Origin of the sequence: Methylobacterium crusticola, from assembly GCF_003574465.1 — a bacterium.
GTDB lineage: Bacteria > Pseudomonadota > Alphaproteobacteria > Rhizobiales > Beijerinckiaceae > Methylobacterium > Methylobacterium crusticola.
In genome coordinates, this window is the sequence record NZ_QOWC01000261.1 from 1 (window position 1) to 9,347 (window position 9,347).

General features: G+C 75.8%; 8 protein-coding genes. 1 reads left to right on the top strand and 7 read right to left on the bottom strand.

Annotation, left to right across the window (positions count from 1 at the left end; genetic code table 11):
* The coding region (locus DT057_RS32320; protein ID WP_162501576.1) for a non-ribosomal peptide synthetase at nucleotides 1–2,372 on the top strand (2,372 nt) is incomplete at its 5' end.
* Between the two features lie 22 nt (nucleotides 2,373–2,394).
* Here DT057_RS32320 and DT057_RS32325 read toward each other — a convergent pair.
* The 7 genes from DT057_RS32325 to DT057_RS32355 all read right to left on the bottom strand — a co-directional run.
* Entirely contained in the window at nucleotides 2,395–3,372 is a 978-nt protein-coding gene (locus DT057_RS32325) for an ABC transporter ATP-binding protein (protein WP_203236440.1), read from the bottom strand.
* Nucleotides 3,369–4,418, bottom strand: coding sequence for an ABC transporter ATP-binding protein (locus tag DT057_RS32330; RefSeq protein WP_128566134.1), 1,050 nt, complete (start codon nucleotides 4,416–4,418; stop codon nucleotides 3,369–3,371). Before DT057_RS32330 ends, DT057_RS32325 begins: the two co-directional genes overlap by 4 nt.
* The gene (locus tag DT057_RS32335; RefSeq protein ID WP_128566135.1) at nucleotides 4,415–5,266 is read right to left on the bottom strand and encodes an ABC transporter permease; all 852 of its coding nucleotides are present in this window, start codon (nucleotides 5,264–5,266) and stop codon (nucleotides 4,415–4,417) included. The genes DT057_RS32330 and DT057_RS32335 overlap by 4 nt, the downstream gene beginning before the upstream one ends.
* Nucleotides 5,263–6,204 (bottom strand): ABC transporter permease, encoded by a 942-nt coding sequence (locus tag DT057_RS32340; RefSeq protein ID WP_128566136.1) that lies wholly within the window; start codon nucleotides 6,202–6,204, stop codon nucleotides 5,263–5,265. Before DT057_RS32340 ends, DT057_RS32335 begins: the two co-directional genes overlap by 4 nt.
* 88 nt (nucleotides 6,205–6,292) lie before the next feature.
* A complete protein-coding gene (locus tag DT057_RS32345) occupies nucleotides 6,293–7,822 on the bottom strand; it encodes an ABC transporter substrate-binding protein (protein ID WP_128566137.1) in 1,530 nt (509 codons plus the stop codon).
* A 153-nt stretch (nucleotides 7,823–7,975) separates the two neighbouring features.
* Entirely contained in the window at nucleotides 7,976–9,130 is a 1,155-nt protein-coding gene (locus DT057_RS32350) for an NAD(P)/FAD-dependent oxidoreductase (RefSeq protein WP_128566138.1), read from the bottom strand.
* The coding region (locus tag DT057_RS32355) for a bacterioferritin-associated ferredoxin (protein ID WP_203236441.1) at nucleotides 9,127–9,347 on the bottom strand (221 nt) is incomplete at its 5' end. The genes DT057_RS32350 and DT057_RS32355, both read right to left, overlap by 4 nt.

The window sequence follows — 9,347 nt, forward strand, 5'->3', positions numbered from 1 at the left end:
GGCCCGCGGACGACGCGCAGGCGGCCCTGCGCGCCGCCCCGGGCCTCGTCTGCCTCGGCCTCGACGCGCAGGGCGGCCCGGCCGACCCGGCCGGGACCGGGGCCGGGCGGGCCTCCGGGGTGCCGTGCGGGGCGCTCCCGCGGGTGCCCTGCGAGGCACCCGCCCGGGTGCCCTGCGGGGCACCCGCCCGGGTGCCCTGCGGGGCACCCGCCCGGGTGTCCGACGGGGCCCCGGCCTACCTGTTCTTCACCTCGGGCAGCACCGGGACCCCGAAGGCCGTGCTCGGCAGCCACGGGGGGCTCGCCCACTTCCTGGCCTGGCAGCGCGAGACCTTCGGGGTCGGCGCGGGCGACCGCTGCGCCCAGCTCACCGGCCTGTCCTTCGACGTCGTGCTGCGGGACGTCTTCCTGCCGCTCGTCTCCGGCGCCACCCTGGTGCTGCCCCCCGCCGGCACCGCCACCGCCGAGGCCGGCATCCCGGACTGGCTGGAGCGGCAGGGCATCACGCGGCTGCACACCGTGCCGTCGGTCGCGGAGGCGTGGCTCGCCGGCGCTCCCCGGGCGTCGCTCCCGGCGCTCCGGCACGCGTTCTTCGCCGGCGAGCCCCTCGCGGCCTCGCTCGTCGCGCGCTGGCGCCGCGCCTTCCCGGGGGCGGGCGCCGTCGTCAACCTGTACGGCCCGACCGAGACGACGCTCGCCAAGTGCCACTACGTCGTCCCGCCCGACCCGTGCCCCGGCATCCAGCCCCTCGGCGCCCCCCTGCCGCAGAGCCAGGTCCTGGTGCTCGGCCCGGCCGGCCGGCCCTGCGGCCTGTTCGAGCCGGGCGAGATCGCGGTCCGCACGCCGTTCCGCAGCCTCGGCTACTGGGACGATCCGGAGGAGACCGCGCGCCGCTTCGTCGCCAACCCGTGGGGCGACGATCCCGACGACCGGCTCTACCTCACGGGCGACCGCGGGGTGATCGGGGCCGACGGGCTCGTGCGCTTCCTCGGGCGCCTCGACGACCAGGTGAAGGTGCGGGGCGTGCGCGTCGAGCCCGCCGAGGTGGCGGCGGCCCTGCGCGCCGCCCCGGGCGTCGGGGCCTGCGCGGTGCTGGCGCGGGAGGACGCCGCCGGGGTGGCGCGGCTCGCCGCCTACGTGGTGCCCGAGCCCGGCGCGGCCCCGAGCGCCCGCGCCCTGCGCGAGCACCTGCGCCTCCACCTCCCGGCCCCGATGATCCCGGAGGCCTTCGCGTTCCTGGACGCCCTGCCGCTCAGCGCCAACCAGAAGCTCGACCGGGCGCGCCTGCCCGCGCCGGAGCCGGACGGCCCGGAGCCGGCCGCCCTGCCGCGCGACGCCGTGGAGTGGCGCCTCGCCGAGATCTGGCGGGACCTTCTCGGCACCGAGGCGGTGGGCATCGCCGACGACTTCTTCGACCTCGGCGGCCACTCGCTCCTCGCCCTGCGCCTCCTCGTGCGGATCGAGCAGGCGCTCGGCCGCAAGGTGCCGCTCGCCGCCCTGTTCGAGGGCCCGACCATCCGCCACCTCGCCGCCGTGATCCGGCGCCAGCCGGGGCCGGCCCCGCCCCTCGTCCGGCTCCGGGCCGGGACCGGCCCGGCGGAGCTGTTCCTCGTCCATACCGGCGGCGGCACGGTGCTGAACTACCTGCCGCTGGTGCGCCGCCTCGCGCCCGGCGGCCCGGTCGACGCCGTGCAGGCGCGGGGGCTCGACGGCGAGGCCGCGCCCCACCGCGACCTCGTCGCGATGGCGGCGGACTACGTCGCGGCCCTGCGCGCCCTGCGGCCGGCCGGGCCCTACCGGATCGGCGGCCACTCCCTGGGGGGCGTGGTGGCCTACGAGATGGCCCGCCAGCTCGCCGCCGCCGGCGAGAGCGTCGCGCTCCTCGCCCTGTTCGATCCCCCGGCCCCGCACGCGCCCCCTGAGCCGGAGGAGGCCGGGGAGGCGGCGGGCGCCCGCCTCCTCGCCGGGGCGGCCTCGGCCTTCGAGCGCTTCACCGGCCGCGCCACCGGCCTGACCGAGGCGGCCCTGCGCGGCCTCCCGCCCGCCGTCCAGGTCGCCCGGGCCGCCGCGGCCTTCGAGCGCGCGGGCCTCGCCCCGGTCCCGGACGGGGAGGAGGGCCTGCGCCGCCTTCTCGCGGTCGCGGCCGCGCACCGGGCCGCCCGTCGCGCCTACCGCCCGCCCGCCTCGCCGGTGGCGATCACGCTGTTCCGGGCCGCGGACGGCACCTCCCCGGGCGCCGGGCCCTGGGCGGCGGCCTCCGGCGCGCCGGTGCGCGAGGTGCCGGTGCCGGGCGACCACGTCACCATGATGGCCGAGCCCCATGCCGGGACGCTCGCGGAGCGCCTCGGGCCCCTGCTCGGGCCCGACGCCTGAAGGGGGCGCCGGCGCCCGGCCCTCACGCCTGCGCGTAGAGGTGGCAGGCGACCGCGCGGCCGGGGGCGGCCTCGCGCAGGGGCGGCGCCTCGGCCCGGCAGCGGTCGAAGGCGTGCGGGCAGCGCGGGTGGAAGTGGCAGCCCGCCGGCGGGCTCAGGGGCGAGGGCGGCTCGCCCTCCTGGAGGGTCATGGCCACCGGCCGCTCGGGGTCCGGCACCGGGGAGGAGACCTTGAGGAGCTGGGTGTAGGGGTGGAGCGGCTCCTCGAACAGGGGGCCGACCGGGCCCGATTCGACCACCCGCCCGAGATACATCACGGTGACGCGCTGGCAGAAGTGCCGCACGACCCCGAGGTCGTGCGAGATGAACACGAAGGCCAGGTTGCGGGCCTGCCGCAGGGATTCGAGCAGCCGCAGGATCTGGGCCTGCACCGAGACGTCGAGGGCCGAGACCGGCTCGTCGGCGAAGATCAGGTCGGGACCGAGCGCCAGGGCCCGGGCGATGCCGATGCGCTGGCGCTGGCCGCCCGAGAACTCGTGCGGGAAGCGCCCGGCCGCGCTCGCCGGCAGGCCGACCTCGCCGAGGAGGTCGGCGACCCGCGCCCGCAGGGCGGCCCCGCGGGCGATCCCGTGGACCCGGAGGGGCTCGCCCAGGGACGCGCCGATGCGCTGGCGCGGATCGAGGGCGGAGGCCGGGTCCTGGAACACGATCTGCATGCGCCGGCGCAGGGCCCGCATGGCGCCCGCGGAGGCCCCCAGCACGTCCTGCTCGTCGAAGCGCACCGCGCCGCCGTCGGCCGGGGTCAGCCGCAGGGCGACCCGGGCGGTGGTGGACTTGCCGCAGCCCGACTCGCCGACGATGCCGAGCGCCTCGGCGCGCCCGACCCGGAACGACACCCCGTCGAGGGCCCGCACGGTGGCGGTCCGGGCGACCGGGAAGCCGCGCCGGATCGTGAAGGTCTTCGAGAGGCCCTCGACCTCGAGCAGGGGCCCGGCGCTCACGCGGCCCTCACCCAGCAGCGCACCGCGTGGTCGGGCCGGCCCGGCAGGGCCGCGAGCGGCGGACGCTCGCGGCAGCGCTCGACCCTGAGCGGGCAGCGGGACTGGAAGCGGCAGCCGTCGGGCATCTCGCCCAGGGTCGGCACCTGCCCCGGGATGGCGGCCAGCTCCTGCACCCGGTCGACCCGGGGCATCGCCCGCAGCAGGCCCTCCGCGTAGGGGTGCGTCGGCCGCGCGAAGAAGGCCCGCACGGGGGCGCTCTCCACCACGTCGCCGCCGTACATCACCAGCACCCGGTCGGCCACCGAGGCCACGACCCCGAGGTTGTGGGTGATGAGCAGCACCGCGAGGCCCTCCCGGCGCTGGATGTCGGCGAGGAGGGCCAGCACCTGCGCCTGGATGGTGACGTCGAGGGCCGTGGTCGGCTCGTCGGCGACGAGGACCCGGGGGCCGCAGGCGAGCGCCATCGCGATCATCACGCGCTGGCGCATGCCCCCCGAGAACTGGTGCGGGTAGGCGTCGATGCGGGCCGCCGCGGAGGGCACCCGCACCCGGTCGAGGAGCGCGATCGCCCGGGCCCGGGCCGCCCGGCGGGACAGGCCGCGGTGGCGCGTCAGCGCCTCGCCGATCTGGAAGCCGACGGTGAGCACCGGGTTCAGCGAGGTCATGGGCTCCTGGAAGATCATCGCCAGGCGGTCGCCCCGCATCGCCTCGCGCTGGCGCTCCGAGGCCGCCGTCATGTCGACCCCGTCGACGGTGATGCGCCCGGCCGCGACCCGGCCGACCCGCGGGGCGAGGAGCCCCATGATCGAGAGGGCGGTGAGGCTCTTGCCGCAGCCCGATTCGCCGACGAGGGCCAGCGTCTCGCCGCCCTGGACCGCGAAGGAGACCTCCCGCACGGCGTCGAACCAGGTCGCGCCGATGCGGATCTGGGTCGTGAGCCCCTCCACCCGGAGGAGGTCCGCCCCCGGCACCCGCGTGGCGCCCGCCCGCGCGGGCGCCGGGGCGGCCCCGTTCGTGGCGGCTCCGTTCGTGGCGGCCTCGCTCATGGCGCTCCCCGCGGGTCGGTGGCGTCGCGCAGGCCGTCGCCGATCAGGTTGAGGCCGATCATCACCGCGAGGATCGCGAGGCTCGGGAAGATCGACAGCCAGGGCGCGTCGAGCAGGTTGTCGAAGCCCTCGCGCACGATGCCGCCCCAGGTCGCGGTCGGCGGCGGCACGCCGAGGCCGATGAAGGCGAGCGTCGATTCCGTGCGGATCGCCGTGGCGAGCCAGAGCGAGGCCAGCACCACGACCTCATCCATGATGTTCGGCAGCAGGTGGCCGAACATGATGCGCAGGTCCGAGAAGCCGAGGGCCCGGCAGGCATCCACGAAGTCGCGCTGCCGCATGGCGAGCGTCGAGCCGCGGGCGATGCGGATGAAGGCCGGCACGGCCGTGACCGCGATGGCGAGGATCAGGTTGCCGATGCTCGGCCCCAGCACGGCCACGAGCAGGAGCCCCATGATGAGCTGGGGGAAGCTCAGCAGCACGTCGGTGGCGGCGGTGATCAGCCGGTCGGTCCAGCCGCCGCAATAGCCCGCCACGATCCCGATCACCGTGCCGGCGACGACGCCCGCGGCGGTGGCGAGGAAGCCCACCGACAGGGAGATGCGGGCGCCCCAGATCACCCGCGACAGCACGTCCCGGCCGAAGAAGTCGGTGCCGAACCAGTGCGCGGCCGAGGGCGGGGCGAGGGGCGAGAGCACGTCCTGCTCGTTGGGATCGTAGGGCGCGATCCAGGGCGCGGCGAGCGCCAGCGCCACCACGGCGACGACGACGGCGAGGCCGACGACGAGGCCCGGCGAGCGGGTGGCGCGCCGCCAGGCGCTCGGGGCGGAGGCGAGGGCCGCGCTCACGAGGCCGAGACCCGCGGGTCGACGAAGCCGTAGGTGATGTCGGTGAGCACGTTGGCGATCACGATGGCGAAGGCCGAGACCACCATCAGGCCCTGGAGCAGGCTGTAGTCGCGCTGGGTGAGCGCCGTCACGATGAGCTTGCCGAGGCCCGGCCGGTTGAAGACGATCTCGGTGAGCACCGCGTTGCCGATCAGCACGCCGAGATAGAGCCCGACCACGGTGACGACCGGCACCAGGACGTTGCGCAGGGCGTGGCGCCAGACGACGATCCGGCCCGGCATCCCCTTGGCCCGGGCGGTGCGGACGTAATCCTCGGACAGCGCCTTGAGCATGCCCGAGCGCGTCACCCGGGTGACGTAGGCGACCATCAGGAGGCCGAGGTTCAGGGCCGGCAGCACCAGGGCGCCCAGGCGGTCGAGGAGGGAGCCGGTGCGGGGCGTCGAGATCACCGGGAACCAGCGCAGCTCCACGGCGAACACGATCAGCAGGAGGATGCCCGACACGAAGGCCGGGAACGAGACCCCGGCCAGGGAGACGATGCGGGCGAGCCAGTCGGCGAGCCCGTCGCGCCGCCGCGCCGCCACGACCCCGAGCGGCACCCCGATCCCGACCCCGATGACGAGGGCCGCGAGCGTCAGCTCGATCGTGTAGGGCAGGACGTGGGCCACGTCCTCCAGCACCGGCCGGTTGGTGGTGAGCGAGCGGCCGATGTCGCCGGTCGCCACCTCGCCCATGAAGGCGAGGTACTGCACGAGGATCGGCCGGTCGAGGCCGAGCCTGGCGCGCAGGTCGGCGCGCGCCGCCTCGCTGGCCTGGTCCCCCAGGATCACGATGGTGGGGTCGCCCGGCACCACCCGCACCAGCACGAACACCACGGTCAGCACCGCGACCAGCGTCGGCACCGCCAGCAGGAGCCGCTTGAGGATGAACTGGATCATGCGCGGCCCGGATTCCGTCGCTCGGTGAGAGGGGGGTCGGCGCAGCCCCGCGCGGCGGCCCCTCGGGGCGGGCCCGCGCGGGCGGCCGCTACTTCTTGTCGGTCGCCTCCGTGATCACCGGGCCGAGATGGATCGCGCCCTTGAAGTCGTAGCCGAAATCCACGCTCCTGCGGTGGGCCCAGACCTGGAGGCCCTCGGAGAGCGGCACGGCGCAGACCTGCTCGATGACCTTGCGCTGCGCCTCCTTCCAGAGCGCCTTCTGGGTCTCCGGGTTCGCCTCCGTGCGGGCCGCCGTGATCTCGGCGTCGGCGCCGCTGCAATGCGAGAAGTTCGTCACGGCGCCGGGCTTGCCCACCGTCGAGGCCGAGTCGAAGAACTGCGTCAGGTAGGTGTCGGCCACGGGGAAGCGCGCCGCGGCGTAGTAGACGACGTCCGACATGTCCTTGCGGATCTGGGCGTGGAAGGTCTGGTGGTCGACCACGTCGAGCTTCAGGTCGATGCCGGCCTTCTTGAGCTGGCCCTGCACGATCTGCATCGCCGTCAGCATGGTGGGCAGGCTGGTCTGGATCGCCGTGATGGTGAGCCCGTTGGGGAAGCCCGCCTCCGCGAGCAGCGCCTTGGCCCTGGCGGGGTCGTAGGGCGGCAGCGGCGCCTTGTCGTCGGTGCCGAGGTAGCCCTTGGGGATGATCGAGACCGCGGGCTCGGTGACGCTCTTGCCCTTGAACTGGACGATCTGGTCCTGGCTGATGGCGGACGCGATGGCGAGGCGCACGCGCCGGTCGTCGAGGGGCTTGTGGGCCGCGTTGAGGTGCAGGAGGGCGAGCTCGGCCGGCCGCACGATGTCGACCGAGACGTCGGCCTCCCGGGCGAAGCGCTCGGCCCAGCGCTGGTCCTGGCGGCCGTAGACCACGTCGAGCTCCCCCGACGTGAAGGCGAGGTCGCGGGCGGCGTCCGCCGGGATCAGGCGGTACAGGATGCCGTCGAGCTTCGGGGCGCCGCGGAAGTAGCCCGGGTTGGCGGTGAGCCGCACGCTCTCGTTCGGCCTGTACTCGGTGAACGCGAAGGGCCCGGTGCCGACGGGCTTGAGGCGGAAATCCGCCCCGAGCGCCTCCACGGCCCGGCGGCTGAGCACGTTGCCGCCGTGGTAGTTCGCCACGAGGCCGAGCAGCGAGGGCACCGGCTGCCTGAGGGTGATCCTCACCGTGTAGGGATCGGGCGCCTCGACGGTCTCGAAGGCCGCGTAGTCCGTGGCGAAGGAGGAGGATTTCGGGTCGGCCGCGCGCCTGAGGGAGAACACCACGTCGTCGGCGGTCATCTCGCCGTAATCGCCGTGGAACTTCACGCCCTTGCGCAGGCGGAAGGTCCAGGTGCGGCCGTCCTCGGAGCGGGTCCAGGACTCGGCGAGGTCGGGCTCGAGCGTCTCGAGGCTGGTCGAGCCCGGCTTGAAGCGCACGAGGCCGTTGAAGATCCAGGAGACGACGGGCTTGTCCTGGGTCGTGGTGGCCCGGAACGGGTCGAGCTGGCTGACGTCGGCGGCGGCCATGCCGATGGTCAGCGTCTTGGCGGCCGCCGGGCAGGCGGCGGCGATCAGGGCCCCGGCGAAGAAGAGTCGTCTCATCGTGGTGTTCCCCTGATGGTTCCTGGCCGGTCCCGGGCCCCGCCCGCGAGGCTAGAGCAGCATCCGATCACGCTGCAATCGGCCGCTGCTCCAGGTTTTTGAGTCTGCCGCATTGTCTGCGGCGAACCGGTGTCCACTTCGCCGGAAAACGCTCTAGTGCTCGATCTCGCCCGCCGATAGGTGCGGCCCGCCCCGCCAGCCGGCGAATCGCTCGATGCGGAAGGGATGGAGCGGCAGGGCCGAGCGTCCCCGCGTCACGAGCTCGGCCAGGATCTCGCCCACCACGGGGCCGAGCTGGAAGCCGTGGCCCGAGAAGCCGAAGGCATGAACCAGGCCAGGCGTGGTGGCGGAGGGGCCGATGACCGGGATGTGGTCGGGCATCTCGCCGTCGAGGCCGCTCCAGGTGCGGATGACCTGGGCGTGGGCGAGGTCCGGGATCAGCGCCAGGGTGCGGCCCATGGCGCCGCGGGCGCTCGCGCCCGCCGGCCGGGCGAGGTCGTCGGCCGGGTCGCCCGTGCCGCGCCCGCCGCCCAGGATCACGTTGCCGCGGCGGACCTGGCGCACGTAGACGTCGCCCCCGACGACGCCGATCGAGCGCGGCACCCGGAACGGCAGGGGCTCCGTCACCACCATGTTGGGCCGCAGGGGCGCCACCGGCGCCGCCTCCCCGAACCAGCCCGCCACCGTGCCGGCGAAGGCGCCGGCGGCGTTGACGAGGAGCCGGCTGCGCACGGCGAGCCCCTCGGCCTCGACCACGAAGCCCTCCCCCGCCCGGGCGGCGTGGCGGACGGGGGCGTGCTCGCGCACCTCGGCGCCGAGGCGCCGCGCGAGGCGCGCGAAGGCGGGCCCGACGACCCGGGGATTGGCCTGCCCGTCCGTCGGCGAGAGCGAGGCGCCGACCACCGCGGTCCCGAGCCACGGCATCGCGGCCCTGACCGCGTTGGGGCCGAGGAGCTGGAGGTCGAGCCCGTGCCCGTCGGCGCTCCGGGCGTAGGCCTCGAGGGCGGCCATGTCGGCCTCCGAGCGGGCGAGCTTCACGTGCCCGCTCGCCTCGAACGCGACGTCCTCCCCCAGGCGGGCGTCGAGCCCGTCCCAGAGCGCCCGGGCGCGGCGCGACAGCGGCAGCTCGGCGAGGTGCCGGCCCTGCTGGCGCACGCCGCCGAAATTCACCCCGCTCGCGCCGCCGCCGCAGAGCCGCTTCTCGATCACCGCGACGGTGAGGCCGGCCTCGCGCAGGGCGACCGCGGCCGCGCAGGCGCCGGTGCCGCCCCCCACGATGGCGACGTCGACCGCGAGCCGCTCCGTCACGGCGCCGGCTCCCGCATCGGGATCGGCTTCACCGGGGGCTGGGCGCGCAGGCGCCCGACCGCCGCCACCGGCACCCCGAGGCTGCGGGCCAGGATCTCGGCGGCGGCGTGCCCGCAGACCCGCCCCTGGCAGCGCCCCATGCCGACCCGGGTCAGGGCCTTGAGGCGGTTCATCTCGCGCGCCTCGCGGTCCAGCGCCGCCGCCCGCAGGGCGCCCG